This is a genomic window from Chitinophaga chungangae, from assembly GCF_017742215.1.
Classification (GTDB): Bacteria; Bacteroidota; Bacteroidia; order Chitinophagales; family Chitinophagaceae; genus Chitinophaga; species Chitinophaga chungangae.
Genome location: NZ_JAGHKP010000003.1, coordinates 23393 through 39525 on the forward strand (window position 1 = coordinate 23393; position 16133 = coordinate 39525).

Here is a 16133-nt window from a genome sequence, read left to right on the forward strand (position 1 = left end):
AAGCCGCATTTCGATGCGGCTTTTTTTGTAATGATATGATAATGATGTCATTATATCGAAACTGCTGATAACCATTCTCTTAATTTATGAACTTATCAAGCATATTTTTACAATCTATCATTCTTAAAATTGTCTTCTACTTTTTATTTTTTTTCAAAAGTATTTACTACTTTCGTAAAAGTATACCGTGAGAGAGAGCTGTTTTTTAGTTATTATCAGCGCTATTAAAGAAGTTTCTTCCTTTAATTAGAGCGCTGGCGGGAAGTTTATCCACTAAAGTTAGCCCGGACATTATTGACATCAAACCAAAATCGAAATTGCGAGGAATCAATTTACTTAACTATCGAAGCTAACGCGGCAACCACGAGGGGAGCCAAAACAGATGTAATATCTACAGTTGAACATTCAATCGAAAAATTGCGAGGAACATGACATGTTACAATTAACGACAGACCGTATTGTGCACAAACTTTTCCTTACCAAAATCAATTTTTTCAGCACCGGGTTCTAACGCCAGCACCTATACGTATCGGGGCCGAAGAACATTTTTTCATGTAATATTTGTTGGGGATTATTTACGCCGGGCCTTCGGGCCCGGTATGTCGGGGTCAGTAAAGTATTATCACGTTAACGGCTATACGCTTATAGCCGATCCGAAGATTTTTGCACTAATATTTCGAGAGACATTATTTATCAAACCAAAATTTATCATTTCGCGTACATCGGAAAAGAGAGACTAAGGGCTGCAATGCCTGCTAACAATGAATTCCAGGATAATAACCAAAATTAAGCTGCGCGCAGATCAGTAAGCGTGATCGCCAGTACCGTTTTCCTTACCGACGGGATATGCTCATCTGCTGCCATTTTTCGGAAAGTTTATATTTCATAGTCAAACCAAAAATCAAAATTGCGATGCGAACATCTCATGCATTTTTCATGCTGACGTTGCTGCTATTCGGCATTACGTCGTCTTTGTCAGCACAACAAAAAGTGACGGTCGGGGGCCTGATCACGGACAGTAAGTCCGCCCCCGTGATCGCTGCCAACATCATTGAAAAGGGCACCAAGAACAGGGCTCTTTCGGATGACCAGGGCGCTTACCGCATATCGGTATCGCCCGGCGCCACGCTGGTGATTTCATGTGTAGGGTTTACCACCAAAGAAATAACCGTAGGCGCGGGCAATACTTTCAACATTACGTTGCAGGACGATCAGAAAGCTTTGAATGAAGTGGTGGTGACCGGTTTTGGTGAAAGCCGGGCGAAAAGAAGCCTTGGTTATTCCGTTACCCAGGTTTCCGGCGACGAGATCCGCAAAACCGCTGCTGTAAACCCGATTTCCGCCTTGCAGGGCATGGTGCCCGGTTTGCAGGTAACGCCCAACTCAGGCGGCCCGCAAGCGTCTACGCGTTTCCTCATCAGGGGCAGCGCCAACCTAGACCCTTATGGCAACCAGCCGCTGGTAGTGGTAGACGATATCGTGATGGACGACCAGGTGGTACTTCACAACCGCGGCGGCGAGCAGGATTTCGGGAATATCCTGAAAGACATCAACCCGGATGACATCGAATCTATTTCCATATTAAAAGGCGGCGCGGTTACGGCGCTTTACGGCAGCCGCGCGTCCAACGGCGTGATCCTCATCAAGACCAAAAAAGGCTATTCGCAGAAAGGCCTGGGCGTTTCTTTCTCCCACAGCATGATGTTTGAAAAAGCCTATAGAACGGTAGACCTGCAGGACCGTTTCGGCGCGGGCGTTCACTCTGGCGACTGGACCAAACTGGGCGCCGATTCCCTGGCGATCAACACCGCGACGTATTACCTGGGCTTCGGCCCCGAAATGAATGGCCAGATGTTCAAAGACATCACCGGTTTATACCGCCGCAACGACCCCGGTTACAACGAGGTGCTGGACCTTTACCGCAGCGGGGTTAACCGCAATACCAACATCGGTATTTCCGGCGGCAACGAAAAAACCACTTTCCGTTTTTCCTATTCCAACCTCGGTGTTACCGCGGCCACGCCTAACAACGACATGAACAGGAACAGCTTCAACTTCAGGGCTACGCACCGTCCCATCAAGTCTGTACTGATGGACGTGAATGTGGCTTATGTACAAAGCAAGATCAAGAATCCCGCGCTGATGGGCGGCAACAGCCTGCTGTATGCCACCAGCTACGGCGTTCCGAGAAACTACGACATCAATTACTGGATGAATAACTACATCAACACTGTTGACGGCGGTTATACCAACCTGGACGAATCCGGCGCATCCAACTCTTTCTGGGCTATGTACCAGAATGAGTACCTGCAAAGGGAAGGCAACCTGAGAGGCAACTTCAACCTGAGAGCCGACCTTACCAACTGGCTCCGTTTTGAAGGAAGCGCGTCTATCAACACGTTTGAAACTAACTACACGGCCAAGATCAGGGGTAAATCCGCAAGTTTCGCCAACGGCGAATATCGTGCGAATAACAGCACGATCAGGCAATACCGGTACAGGGGCGCTTTGAACTACATCAAAAGCATCGGCCAGTTCAACCTGCTCGTGCAGGGCGGCGGCGAGCTGAACAAATCCGGCCAGGTTGGTACCAACACCAGGACCGATGGTATGGTGGTACCCGACCTGTATCGTTTTACCAACTCCAAAAACAGGGCGATCGTAGAAGAACTGGACCCGATGAAAACGCAGATGGCCTCTTTGTTTTTCCAGAGCACTATCGGTTACAGGGATTACCTGACGCTGAACATCTACGGGCGTAATGACTGGAACAGCACGCTGGTGTACAACGACGGGCACGGGGAATATTCGTATTTCTATCCCGGTGCAGACCTCGCCTTTGTGTTCACAGACCTGCTGAAAATGCCCAAGGCGGTAGATTTTGGCAAGCTGCGCCTTTCTTATGTTGAAGCGGGGGGCGGTACTACTCCTTACAGGACCAGCACCGGCTCTTACACTGCATACGGCGTGTATAACGATGCGACCGGCACACCCATTCTCCGGTATGGCATTCTCGGCCGCGAACTGGGCAACCAGAACCTTGTGCCTGTAAGAAACCGCAAACTGGAAGCCGGCCTGGAGTTCAAAATGTTTTCCAACAGGCTGGGCGGCGACGTGACCGTTTACCAGCAGGATTCCAAAAACCAGATACAGGGTTTTACGGTAAGTCCCGAAACCGGTGTGGGCGCGGCGTTGATCAACAGCGGCAAGGTGCGCAACAGGGGGCTTGAAGTATCGCTCTACGGTACGCCAATCAAAAAAGGCCTGTTCTCCTGGGATGTGCTGCTGAACTATACCCGCAACAAAAACTATGTGATCTCCCTGCCGTTCAACGCAAAAGCGGCCATGCTCGATGGTAACGACGGCATCTATTCCGTAGCATACATCGGCGGCGACTACGGTTCCATCCGTTCCAACTACGGTTATGCATCCTACCAGGCGAAAGGCTCCGGCGGCGAAAACGTGAACAGTCCGCTGAACGGTATGCCTGTAGTAGGTTTTGGCGCTTCAAGAGGTATGCTCGGCGGACCGGTGATCTATTTCCTGCGCGCGCAGAACTATAACCCGACCGTTGGCGGCGAGCGCGATCCCGTGGTAGGTTCCACAATGCCCAAATTCCTCGGCAGCATGCGCAATACCTTTAACTATGGAAGGCTGGCGCTGGGCGTGTTCCTCGATGCAAAAATCGGCGGCGACGTTTATTCCACCACCTATGGTTACGGTTCACAATACGGCATGATCAACAATACGCTGTTCGGCCGCACTTCAGACCTCGGCGGCGTCACTTACCAGAGCAGCACCAACTACAACGGCCAGGGCCCGGGACAGCGTACCGACGGCATTCTGCCGGTAGGCGTATTTGCGGATGGTACTGTGATCCCAGCAAACGTAAGCCCCGACGGACAGGAGCACAATGTAGGCGGTATGACAGTAGCCGACGCATATGCGAAAGGTTGGGTGAAACCCACCATGGCAGCGGATTATTACGATCATACCTATGGCTGGGCAAATGGTATCAGGCAGGCTGCGCTGTTCGAATCTTCGTGGATCTCCGTGCGCGAAGTGTCTATCAGCTACGAGTTGCCGCAAAGCATCGCGGGCAAGTTGAAAATGAACAACCTGAGAGCGTCCCTGATCGGCCGCAATCTCGGTTTCCTTTACAACAGCGCTCCCGACCACGTAAACCCGGACAATCTGACCTCCACGAGTGCGGGCGCATTTGTTGAGAACGGCGGAACGCCTTATTTCAGGCAGTTCGGTTTTTCATTGAACGCAAATTTCTAAGCGCAGCAGCGATTGAGATCAACAGCAATTTTAAATAATCAGGATACTTAAAATATAGTTATGAGGAAAATATTCTTACAGGCCGGTTTGCTTGCTTTATTGGCAACTTCCTGTAGCCGCGAGAAATACGCGGAGATCAACACCGACCCGGACCTGATCCAGGGTGATAAGGTGAACCCGGCAACCGTATTTCCCACTGCAGCGATTGCCATTCATACAAATGACTTTGAAGCATATTACGATATTCACCGCAACGTGCAATACTGGATCGGTGCATGGGTGCCCCTGGGCGGAAACGGCGGCATTATTACGCGTTTCAAAGCGCCTACTTCGGCTTCCAGCTATCCGTATTGTTTCGAGAATTTTTATTCCAGGGAAACGATGGGCGCCGGCGGCACCCTGGCGGAAGTGAGGAATCTTATCAGCAAGATGCCCGCGGATAAAAAAGCAACGTACGCGCATATCAACGCGATCTCTTACATCCCGATGGCACTGGCTGCCTTCCAGCTTTCCGACCTGATCGGCAGTATCGCGTACACCGAAGCTTTTAAAGCCAGGTATACCGATCCCCCCTTGCTGCAGCCCAAATACGAATCACAGGAAGAGCTGTTCGTTCTGCTTGAAAACGAGCTGAAAGCGGCTGTGGCGGCGCTGAAACAGGATGGCGGCGTAGCGCAGGAAAAACTTGGCACGTCTGACCTCTGGTACAGGGGCGCAGGCGTGGAAGCGACAAACTGGATCAAAGCAGCCAACTCGCTAAGGCTTCGCCTTGCCATGCGCCAGCTGAAAAGAAAACCCAACGAGGCCAAAGCCATCATTCTCGATGTGCTGGCAGACAACGTGGGCCCTATCGACAGCAGGGCGGAAAGCTGGATATTTAAAGCCGGCACCAGCGTTGCCAATGGCGGTAACTATGGATTGGCAGCCGCTCTTTCCGGCCAGAAAGCCGCCATCGACTTCATGTACAAAACCAGCGATCCCCGCATGAGAATTATGTACCGCAAAGTAGCGCTTACAAAGGCCGATTTCGACACTTACCAGGCAAACGGTACCATCGCTCCCGGCGAAGTATACCAGGAGTACCGCGGCCGTTATACGAGTCCCGATGCCGTAGGCGAAGCAGACAAACGTTTCTACTTTAACTACGTTTTCGGCAGCACCGCGTACGTTTCCTACATCCAGGACCAGCTGTTCAATTCGGCCGTATCCAGCGGTAAGGTGAACTATCCCGTGATCACTTATGCAGACGTATGTTTCTGGAGAGCGGAACTCGCCGCCAGGAACATAACTGCCGAAAACGCCGAAGATTGGTACAACAAAGGCATCGAAGCTTCTCTCGCAGATTACGACGAGTGGGGCAAAGATGCTAACGTGGCCGAATATACGGCACTGACGCCTGCGGAAGTGGACGCTTACAAAAATCACCCGGACATCGTGTACAACCCTGCAAAAGGTATCGAGCAGATCTGCATCCAGGAGTTTTTCCACCTTTACAGGAACCCGCTGGAAAGCTGGGCCAATATCAGGAGAACCGGATACCCCAGCCAGACCGGCACGGTATTCAAGGCCGAAAAGATCCGCAACGCCGGCATCGAGGCTGTGATGCCTAGGAGATGGAGCGTGTTTATCCCCCCGATCACCGAATTTAATTACCAAAACAGGTTAAACGCGATCGAGGATATGCGGAAAGACCCTGAGTTCGGCGATCTGTCAGACCTCACCGGCCGCGTTTGGTGGGATAAGAAATAGATTATCTTAGTATTTTCACTACAGTAATACAACGAAATCCAGGCCGGTCAAACGGCCGGTCTGGTTTCTTCATAACTTTCAACCAGCAGCACCGTCTTAAAAAAATATCCATGAAATGGTTTTTTGTGATACTTGGCTGTTTTTTCCTCCCCGCGTTGCACGCGCAGCAACCGGCATACGCTTCGCTGAAACTTAAAACCACCGGTGGGGAAACGCTTTCCCCCGCCAGCAAACCACTAACGGCCTTCGTGTTCCTTTCGCCGGATTGCCCCCTCAGCCGCAACTACACCCTCACCCTGAACGATATTCAACAAAGCCGGAAAAACGCCCTGCAGATCATCGGCGTTTTCCCTGATGCCGGCTACAGTGACAATGAAATAAAAGCTTTTAAAGATAAATACGCGATAAGTTTCGCGCTGGTGAGCGACAAAAGATCACAATTGCAGCATTTCACACGGGCCGCCATCACGCCCGAGGTCTTTTTGTACGATAACAGAGGCGCGCTGCTGTACAAAGGCGCTATCGACGATTGGGTGGTGAGCCTGGGCCGGAAAAAACACCAGCCGGAAAAACATTACCTCGCCGACGCGATCGATAATTCTCTTCAACATAAAACAGTTAGCCCTGCTGAAACAAAGGCAATAGGTTGCTTCATCAGCACTAAATGACCGGTATGCGCATATTGTTATTCACCATATTATTCGCCTGTACATTCGCAAGCGCCCATGCGCAAACTTACCATGATGTGGAGCCGATCCTGCTGAACAAATGCGGCACCTGCCACAGGCCCGGAGAAGCCGGCCCTTTCCCGCTGCTGCGGTACGAAGATTTCACCAAAAGACTGAACTTCCTCAAAGAGGTGATCTCTACCGGTTACATGCCGCCATGGCGCGCCGATACGTCGTATTCCTGCTTCGCCAACCAGCGCGGGCTTACGGCGGATGAAAAAACAAAGATCCTCGCATGGATAGATAACAACGCGCCGAAAGGAAAAACGCCGAAAAATAAAACATCGGCAGCTCCCGCAGGTAAACAGTCACCGGAACGCGCGCCCGACCTGGTACTGAAGTCAAAAGACGTATTCCTGGTGAAAGGGGACAACAAAGAACGTTTCGTTGAATTTAAAGTGCCTTTCGAGCTGCCAGCCGGTAAAAGCGTTGAAGCGGTGGAATTCGTGACCAATAACCGCAAGGTGATCCATCATATCAATTACGGTTTTTATAATGTGCCCGATGCAAATATCGATTTACATGAAGGCATCAGCATGATCAATACGGACGAAGACCCGGGCAACCGCCCCGCATTTGACCGCTACAAACGGGAAATGGTCTATTACACGGGCTGGATACCGGGCGCGTCTGCCGAATATTACCCGAAAGAGTTCGGCTGGATGCTGCCGGCGAGGGGAGTGGTGATCTTCACCGTGCACTATGCGGCCATTGCCGCCAATGAAGAATCTGTCGTGGGCGTTAACCTGTACTTCAAAAACGGACCGGTGAAAAGACCGGTGCGTATCATCAGCCTGGGATCGGGCGGCGTTGGCGAGCGGGATATCGATCCCATTTTTATGATCCCGCCGAACGAGGTGCGAACTTTTGAACTGAAAATGAAAACACCGGAAGAACAATCGTTGTTATATGTTTGGCCGCATATGCACTTCCTCGGCAAATCCTTCGAGGCATACGTGGTAACACCCGCCACCGATACCATCCCGCTGATCAGGATACCGGAATGGGATTTCCGGTGGCAGGAACTGTACCGCTTCAAAAAACCGGTGCACATCCCAAGGGGCTCGGTTATTTACATGAAAGGCACTTACGACAATACGACAAACAATCCGCTGAACCCGCACAATCCGCCTAAATACGTGTTTTCGAAAGGAAGCATGAAGTCTGACGACGAGATGTTCACACTGCTGCTGATTTATTCGAAGTATATTGCGGGCGATGAATCGATCGAACTGGAGTAGAAGATCGACATTAGTTTTGTAACAACGTTAGCGATTTGTGTTTATGGTAAATAAAAGTTATTATAAGGCATTGGCTTTGAGGGAGTTCTATTTCTCCGGCAAGTTGTCGTCCACCGACCTCAGCGAACGGATGGGAAAAAGTATTCCCCATGTGATGAAAGTGATCGATACGCTGATAGCAGACGGTGTGATCGTGGAATCCGGGTTTGCCCCTTCCAGCGGCGGCCGGCGGCCGGTGATCTACGCGCCGAAACCTGGCGCCATTTACATTTTGTCCGTCGCCATGGACCAGATGTTTACCCGCATTACGTTAATGGACATCGACAACAAGCCGGTCACGCCCGTCCGGGAATTTGAGCTGCCCCTTACCAATAATCCCGACGCCATCGTGCTGCTCGCAGAAAAAATGGGAGAAGTGATCCGCGATTCCGGCATCGACCGGGAAAAGATCGTAGGCGCGGGCATCGGTATGCCGGGTTTTGTAGACTTCAAGAACGGCGTCAATTATTCTTTCCTCAACGCGGGCAATAAAACCATCACCGAATACCTGACAGGCGAACTGAACATGCCTGTATATATCGATAACGATTCCAGTTTGATCGCGCTCGCGGAGTTCCGTTTTGGCGCGGCGCGCCAGAAAAAGAACGCCGTTGTGGTGAACATCGGCTGGGGCATCGGCCTGGGCATGATCCTGAACGGCGAACTGTTCCGCGGGCACGACGGCTTTGCGGGCGAGTTCAGCCACATTCCCATTTTTAATAACAACAAACTCTGCAGCTGCGGCAAAAGCGGCTGCCTGGAAACGGAAGCTTCGCTGCTGGTGGTGATCGAAAAAGCCGCGCAGGGCCTGAAATCAGGCCGCCCCTCCGCCCTCGGCCCCAATTTCCCCACGGGGCACGGCGATACCGATTGGGACGCGATCGTGAAAGCGGCGCATAAAGGCGACCGTTTTGTGATCGAGCTGCTGTCTCATACCGGTTACGACATCGGCAAAGCAATAGCGATCCTGATCCACCTCATGAACCCTGAATGGGTAGTGCTCAGCGGCCGCGGCACGCTGGCCGGAAAAGTATGGGAAGCGCCGGTGCAGCAGGCGCTCAACGAGCACAGCATTCCGCGCCTGGCGGCCAATACGAGGCTCGCCATTTCAACCCTGGGTTACCAGGCGGAACTGATCGGGGCGGTGGCGCTGGTGATGGAAAACAAAGTCAAAGAATTTAAAGCCACCCGGAAAAATATCAAAGAGAAAGCCTTTTCCTGACCTTCAACTGCCAATTTATTCCCTACATGAAGAAGATCAAATTTGCACTGCTTTTCGTTCTGATCTGTCAGCAGGCAGAGCTGTCCGCGCAAGACACCTATTATTTCAAAAACGGCCTCGCCGTTTCCAGTCCGCAGCGTTACGGCCGCGAAGCGATATATACAGACCTGCTGGCTTACCGCCTTTATACGAACCAGCTGAAAACGCCCGCGGACGGACAGGAATTCGAAAAAAGCGCTGACGGTCAGCCGCAGGTATGGCAGGCCGTTACGGCGGATTCGGCCAACCGCCTGTTCCGCCGCGGCGCGAGAGGCCGCGGGGGAAATTTCGGCAGGGGCGGGTATTTTTACCTCACCTACCAGTCAGACAAGGCACAGCACGCGCTGCTGAACGTCAAAGGCAACAGCGGCCTGTATTTTAACGGAGAGCCGCACACCGGAGATCCTTACGGCTCAGGCTGGCTCTACATTCCCGTGCAGCTTAAAAAAGGGCTGAACGAAATTTACGTGCGCGGCGTATTCATCACCGCCAGTCTCAGTTTTCCTCCCAAGCCGGTAATGATCGTCACGGAAGACCCCACCATGCCCGCCATCGTGACCGGCCAGGAAAACGGTGCGTTGCAGGGCGCGGTGGCAGTGATCAATAATACCATGAAAGAACTGAAAGGACTGCAATTCCGTTCCACTTTCCTCGGCAAAACAGTGACCACCGACGTGCCTCCTATTCCTGCGATGAGCAGCCGCAAAACGCCTTTCACGTTCGACGGCAGCGGCGCAAACGCGGAAGGAAAAACACCCTGCTCCATCGTATTGTTCGATAAAAACAAAACGCTCGACGAAGCAACTATCGACGTGGAAACGGTAATGCCTTCCGGAAAATACAGCAGCACGTTCATCAGCGACATAGACGGCAGTTTACAATATTATGCGGTTACGCCGCAAACGGGCGGCCCGCAGAAAGGCGCGGCGCTTTTCCTGTCTGTGCACGGCGCCGGCGTGGAAGCGATCGGCCAGGCGAGAGCATACCAGCATAAAGACTGGGGCACGCTGGTAGCCGCCACCAACCGCCGCCCGCGCGGTTTTAACTGGGAAGACTGGGGCCGCCTCGACGCGCTGGAAGTGCTCGGCATTGCACGCGAAAAATTCCAGCCGGACCTGCAGCATATTTATCTCACCGGCCACTCCATGGGCGGGCACGGCACCTGGTTCCTCGGCGCCACCTATCCGGATAAATGGGCAGGCATAGCACCCAGCGCAGGATACCCCACGCTGAAAGGTTACGGTTCCGCAGACGGTCTGATCCCGGACAGCAGCAATTCCCCGATGGAACAAATGCTGCTCCGTTCCGGCAACCAGAGCGATGTGATCAAACTCGTACAGAATTACAAACCGCTGGGCGTGTATATTTTTCATGGCGATGCAGACCGCACCGTGTCTGTCAACTACGCCCGCCAGATGCGCGACCTGCTCGGTAAATTCCATCCCGATTTCAGTTATTACGAATATCCCGGCGGTGGGCATTGGTTTGGAGACATCAGCGTAGACTGGAAACCGCTCTTCGACTTTTTTAAATGGCATGAGCGCCCGGTAGACACGGCGGTGAACGACATTGACTTTACCACCTCCAACCCTGGTATTTCCGCGGCTTTCCGCTGGGCTTCCGTGCAGCAGCAGCAACATCCCTTGCAATACAGCCGCATCCGGTTGAACAGGGACAGGGCGGCGAAAACCATTTCGGGCACTACGGAAAATGTGCGCCTGCTGCGCCTCGAGCTTAACGATTTTGAAGGCGGCGACATAAAGATCAGCGTAGACGGAACGGAGATCACGGCGAAAGCAGGCGCCACGCCGCTTTACCTGCTGAACGACGGCCGTAAATGGTCCGTTCACCAGGCGCCGCCGCTGTCTGAAAAAGGCCCGCACCGCAACGGTACGTTAAAAGACGCGTTTAACCACCGCATGGTGTTTGTGTACAGCACCGGCGGCAGCAAGGAAGAAAATGAATGGAGCTTCAACAAAGCGCGTTACGATGCCGAAACATGGTATTATCGCGGCAATGGCGCGGTGGACATTATTGCGGACAAAGATTATGCGCCGGGGAAATACAAAGACCGCGGCGTGATCGTCTACGGGAATAAAACCACCTGCAAAGCGTGGAAACTGTTGCTGAACGATTGCCCCATCCAGGTGGAGCGCAACAAAGTGACCGCCGGCGGGAAACAATGGACGGGAGAAGACCTCAGCGCCTGTTTCGTGTGGCCGTTACCGGGGTCGGACGTTGCGTCTGTGGCCGTGGTGAGCGGCAGCGGAATAACGGGCATGAAAGCGGCTTATGCGAACCAGTATTTCGCCGGCGCCAGCGGTTTTCCCGATTTTATGATCTATGGCGCAAAAATGCTGGAGACGGGCGTGAACGAAGTGAAGATGGCCGGTTTTTACGATCATGCGTGGAAGCTGAGCGATGGGGAGATGATACAGGCGGAATAGAACCCCAGGGGGTGCAATATGGACATTCTGGCGGGTTGATCCGGACAGCGGTTCTGCCGACATTTGCGGAAAGCATTTGTATGAAACATGTCACTATCGTGGTGCCGCAATGCGAAGTAAATATGAACAGCATAGGCGGCGCTTTTGAGATACTTACCGGGGCGGACAATTGCTGGCGCAACGCCGGCAACGAATCCCGGGTTGCCGTGCAGATCGCGGGTTTTACGTCAGAAAAAGGTATTCACCAGGGATATTTTTCCGTGCGGCCGAACGATATCAGGGCCATCGGTCAGACGGACCTGGTGATCGTTCCTTCCCTCTTCGGCAATTATAAAAAAATAGTGGCGGACAACCAGGAGCTGATCGGCTGGATAGACCGCCAGTACAAAGCCGGCTCCGAGATCGCCAGCATGTGCACGGGCGCTTTCCTGCTGGCCGCCACCGGGCTTCTCGACAACAAAAGCAGCTCTACGCACTGGATGTCTGCCAGCCTGTTCAAACAGATGTACCCGGCCGTAAAAATGGTAGAAGACCGGATCATTACAGACGAAAACGGCATTTATACCAACGGCGGCGGGTATTCGTTCCTCAACCTGATGCTTTACCTCGTCGAGAAAATCTTCGACAGGGCCACGGCCATTTTTTGCTCGAAGGTTTTCCAGATCGATATAGAAAGAACCTCTCAATCGCAATTCAGCATTTTTCACATCCAGAAAGGGCATGGCGACGAGCTGATCAACCGCGCCCAGCTGTACATTGAAGAAAATATCGAAGAAAAGATCTCGTTTGAGAAACTGGCGTACGACCTGGCGATCAGCAGGCGCAACTTCGACCGGCGTTTCGTGAAAGCTACCGGCAACACGCCGGTGGAATATCTCCAGCGCGTAAAGGTGGAAGCCGCCAAAAAAGAACTGGAACGGGGCCGCAAAACAGTGTTTGAAGTGATGAGCGACGTGGGATATGCGGACGATAAAGCATTCCGCGAAGTGTTTAAAAAAATCACGGGGCTTTCGCCGCTGGAGTACCGGAATAAATACAATAAAAACAGTCTGAAGTACCCACGATAGTATAAACGGCTTCGCGAAGAACCCGCGCGAGCCCTCTATCACCGGAACGCACCAGTATTATTGCAAACCCCGGATTATTGATTTTCTATTTTCGGAAAAAAAAGTAGATTGACAGGAAGACCGGCTTTGCGCCGGTCTTTTTTGTATCCGGAGGCCGTCTAATGACCATCCGGAATGGCGCTTTTTAGCAGGCCCTGACCGGGGATGCGAAACCCTTGCAATTTATTTAATTTGCTTTCAATAATTTCTTAATACGTTTCGTTTCCTTATATCGGATCGGAAAAAAATCTGCTGGTTCCCATGGTTCCGACGGGGAGCGCCCAGGATCGGTTGCTTCATCAATTCCTTTGCTGTAGCGGATTTAGGAGCATTGTAGCCTAACTGTCACGAACATCTGATGATCGGATCGGGAAAATTTTCATTTTGAAGAATTCCTGAACAGATGCCCCCTCGGATCTTGAGTATCTTTGCGCCATCATTTACGGAAATCTGCAAAGTGGGGTTATTTGTCATTAGAATGAGCTATTCTTTCAAACTGGTTATCGCCTGTATCTTGATCATCGTTCTGCCGGCTATTGTTTTCGGGCAGCAACATGTGCTGTCTGGCAAACTGTGGGACCCGGCGCTGGGAAAAGGCGTCGATTCGCTGGTTGTGACCGCCAAAGGCGGCGGCCGTGAATACCGGGCTTACAGCGACAGCCAGGGCCGTTTCAGCTTCGGCAGCATTCCCGGGGGCCACTATACCGTAGACATTTCCAGCATTTTATTCAAAACAACGCCCAAACAGGTGCATCTTCAAAAGGACCATCACCTGGACCTGATCGTGAGCAAAGCGCTTCAGACCTTACAGGAATTTTATGTAACGGCAAACGAGGGCAAAGAAAAAATGACCAGCACTTCCGTGATAGACCGCAAGGCCATGCAGCATCTGCAGCCTTCCAGTTTTACCGACCTGCTGGAATTATTGCCCGGCGGCCGTTCTGCAGATCCGCAGCTGCTGCGCATGAACCAGATCAGGCTGCGCGAGGCCGGCAACCCTTCCGGTTCTTACGACATCAGTTCGCTGGGAACGGCTTTCCTGATAGATGGCGCGCCCATCAATACTTCCGCCAACCTGCAAAGCGCAACCGGCTTTTTTGCACTAGACCCAAATGAAAGCCGTTCTTCCGTCAATAAAGGAGTAGACATGCGCACGCTTTCCACCGACCAGATCGAAAAAGTGGAAGTGATACGGGGCATTCCTTCCGTGGAATACGGCGACCTCACCAGCAGCCTGATCAAGATCGAACGCCGGCAAGGCGCAACGCCGTACTCCGCCCGCGTGAAGGCGGACGGGTTCAGCAAGCTTTTTTCCCTCGGCAAAGGTTTTTATATCCCGGAAAAGGATCTTTCCGTAAACATAGACCTCGGTTACCTCAATGCCAAAGACGATCCGCGGGACAACTTCCTGAATTATAAAAGGATCAACGCAAGCCTGCGCACGCAGAAACGCTGGAGCGACGCGGCCCATAAACTTACTTGGGACGCTGCGCTGGATTTCAGCGGCAATATCGACAACAGCCGGACCGATCCCGACAACGGCGTTGCCCGGATCGACAAATACACTTCCAATAATAACAATTACGGCGTCAGCTCCCGTCTCCGCAACGAGATCCACCGCGCGGGCTCGCTGGTGAAATCCTGGGAGATCTCCGGAAGGATGGGCTACCAGCAAGACAAAGCAGACATCACCAAATGGCTGCAGGTGAAATCCGCGTCTGTGCTCACCAATTCCCTCCTGGAAGGCGAGCACGACGTAAATTACATGACGCCCAGCTATGCTTCCCATTTGACCGTAGACGGGCGGCCGCTGACGGCTTTCTTCAAAGCCATGACCACCCTCGGTTTCAATACGTCAGACATTAACCATCACCTGAAACTCGGCATTGAAACCAACTACAGCAAAAACTTCGGGAAAGGCCAGGTGTACGATCTTGATTTTCCGCCCTCGGAAGGCGTTCCCGTAAGGCCCCGCGCATTCGATACCATTCCGGGCATGCTGAACCAGTCTTTTTACGTGGAAGACATGATGACCTGGCGAATAGGCAAACACAAACTGGCCGCGACGGCCGGCGTTCGCGGCATGATGTTGCCGGGTATGGACAGCCGTTATGCCATCGCCAATAAAATATACCTGGACCCTCGTGTGAACGTCCGTTGGGAGCTGCCGGGCGCGCCTGTAGGGGATTATCAGCTGAAAACTACGCTGGGCGGCGGTTTTGGTATTCACACCAAAATGCCGACCATGGACCATTTGAATCCCAAGTGGTTATATGAAGACATTGTGCAGCTGAACTTCTATCATAACAATCCCGCATACCGCATCGCCAACGCGGTGACCTATATTTTTAACCCCACGAATTACGAACTGCGCGCCGCGGTGAACCGGAAATTTGAGCTGAACGCGGATTTCGAGCTGAATGGCCACAGGCTTTCCCTCACCTGGTTCAACGAAAACCTGACCTCGGGGTTCAGGGATGTTTCCAGGTATCACATTCTCGCGTATAAACGTTACGATAACGCTTCCGTAGATGCGGGCAATCTTACCGAAAGACCGCAGACCAGCGATTTTACTTATACAGACAAGAGCAGGTTCTTTTCTTACAAAATGACCGCCAATGGCAGCCGTCTTGTAAAAAAGGGAATAGAGTTCCAGTACGTTTCGAAACGTTTTGAAGGCATCAATTCCCGCATCACGGCAAACGGCGCCTGGTTCGATACAGACTACAGCAACAGCCTGCCTTTTTACGAGCAGATCAAAAGCGACGTACTGGTGAATGGCGAACAGGCCCAATACATCGCGCTGTACGACTATTCCAACGGGTACAACCAGCAACGTTTCAACACCAACCTGACGATGGATACCTACCTGCCGAAACTGGGGTTGATCGTTTCCGCATCATTCCAGAACATTTGGTTCACTTCGCGCCAGGACGATTACAACAGCGGGGTGCCGGTGTCTTACATGGGGGTAGACGGCGTGGAACATCCCTACACCAAGGAAAGTCTCAACGACGCCGCACTGGTATGGTTCAAGGAAAAATACGACTACACCGATTTCGTGAAAACCACCGTACCGATAGACCTTCAGGCAAACATAAAAGTGACCAAGGAATTTAAGAAAAAAGCGATGATCTCGATGTTTGTGAACAGGCTTTTCACTTACGCACCTGACTATACGAATGTCAATAATGTACGGGTCAGAAGAGGCGGGTATGTAACCCCTTATTTCGGGATGGAACTGAACTTTAATTTTTAAACTACAAACTATAAACATT

The 16133-nt window shown here is 52.0% G+C and carries 8 protein-coding genes; all 8 read left to right on the forward strand.

The genetic code is table 11. The features are described 5' to 3' along the window. The first annotated feature begins 912 nt into the window (after positions 1-912). The 8 genes from J7I43_RS14620 to J7I43_RS14655 all read left to right on the forward strand — a co-directional run bounded on the left by J7I43_RS14620 (position 913) and on the right by J7I43_RS14655 (position 16114). Positions 913-4284 carry a SusC/RagA family TonB-linked outer membrane protein gene (locus tag J7I43_RS14620; RefSeq protein WP_209146461.1) on the forward strand — a complete coding sequence of 1124 codons (3372 nt, stop codon included), beginning with the start codon at positions 913-915 and terminating at the stop codon, positions 4282-4284. A 60-nt stretch (positions 4285-4344) separates the two neighbouring features. Continuing rightward, positions 4345-6033, forward strand: coding sequence for a SusD/RagB family nutrient-binding outer membrane lipoprotein (locus J7I43_RS14625; RefSeq protein WP_209146462.1), 1689 nt, complete (start codon positions 4345-4347; stop codon positions 6031-6033). Positions 6034-6143: 110 nt separating this feature from the next. Continuing rightward, entirely contained in the window at positions 6144-6701 is a 558-nt protein-coding gene (locus tag J7I43_RS14630; protein WP_209146463.1) for a redoxin domain-containing protein, read from the forward strand. 5 nt (positions 6702-6706) lie between these two features. Beyond that, positions 6707-8002, forward strand: a complete 1296-nt coding sequence (locus J7I43_RS14635; RefSeq protein WP_209146464.1) for a c-type cytochrome — start codon at positions 6707-6709, stop codon at positions 8000-8002. Positions 8003-8045: 43 nt separating this feature from the next. After that, positions 8046-9263 (forward strand): ROK family protein, encoded by a 1218-nt coding sequence (locus J7I43_RS14640; RefSeq protein ID WP_209146465.1) that lies wholly within the window; start codon positions 8046-8048, stop codon positions 9261-9263. Between the two features lie 26 nt (positions 9264-9289). After that, entirely contained in the window at positions 9290-11749 is a 2460-nt protein-coding gene (locus J7I43_RS14645) for a carboxylesterase family protein (protein WP_209146466.1), read from the forward strand. Positions 11750-11829: 80 nt separating this feature from the next. Further along, positions 11830-12816 (forward strand): GlxA family transcriptional regulator, encoded by a 987-nt coding sequence (locus J7I43_RS14650; protein WP_209146467.1) that lies wholly within the window; start codon positions 11830-11832, stop codon positions 12814-12816. 517 nt (positions 12817-13333) lie between these two features. Beyond that, positions 13334-16114, forward strand: a complete 2781-nt coding sequence (locus tag J7I43_RS14655) for a TonB-dependent receptor (RefSeq protein ID WP_209146468.1) — start codon at positions 13334-13336, stop codon at positions 16112-16114. The last annotated feature ends 19 nt before the right edge of the window (positions 16115-16133 follow it).

Bases quoted from the DNA above. Each gene is read 5' to 3' on its own strand.
- J7I43_RS14620 (WP_209146461.1), top strand. From the start codon at position 913: ATGCGAACATCTCATGCATTTTTCATGCTGACGTTGCTGCTATTCGGC.
- J7I43_RS14625 (WP_209146462.1), top strand. From the start codon at position 4,345: ATGAGGAAAATATTCTTACAGGCCGGTTTGCTTGCTTTATTGGCAACT.
- J7I43_RS14630 (WP_209146463.1), top strand. From the start codon at position 6,144: ATGAAATGGTTTTTTGTGATACTTGGCTGTTTTTTCCTCCCCGCGTTG.
- J7I43_RS14635 (WP_209146464.1), top strand. From the start codon at position 6,707: ATGCGCATATTGTTATTCACCATATTATTCGCCTGTACATTCGCAAGC.
- J7I43_RS14640 (WP_209146465.1), top strand. From the start codon at position 8,046: ATGGTAAATAAAAGTTATTATAAGGCATTGGCTTTGAGGGAGTTCTAT.
- J7I43_RS14645 (WP_209146466.1), top strand. From the start codon at position 9,290: ATGAAGAAGATCAAATTTGCACTGCTTTTCGTTCTGATCTGTCAGCAG.
- J7I43_RS14650 (WP_209146467.1), top strand. From the start codon at position 11,830: ATGAAACATGTCACTATCGTGGTGCCGCAATGCGAAGTAAATATGAAC.
- J7I43_RS14655 (WP_209146468.1), top strand. From the start codon at position 13,334: ATGAGCTATTCTTTCAAACTGGTTATCGCCTGTATCTTGATCATCGTT.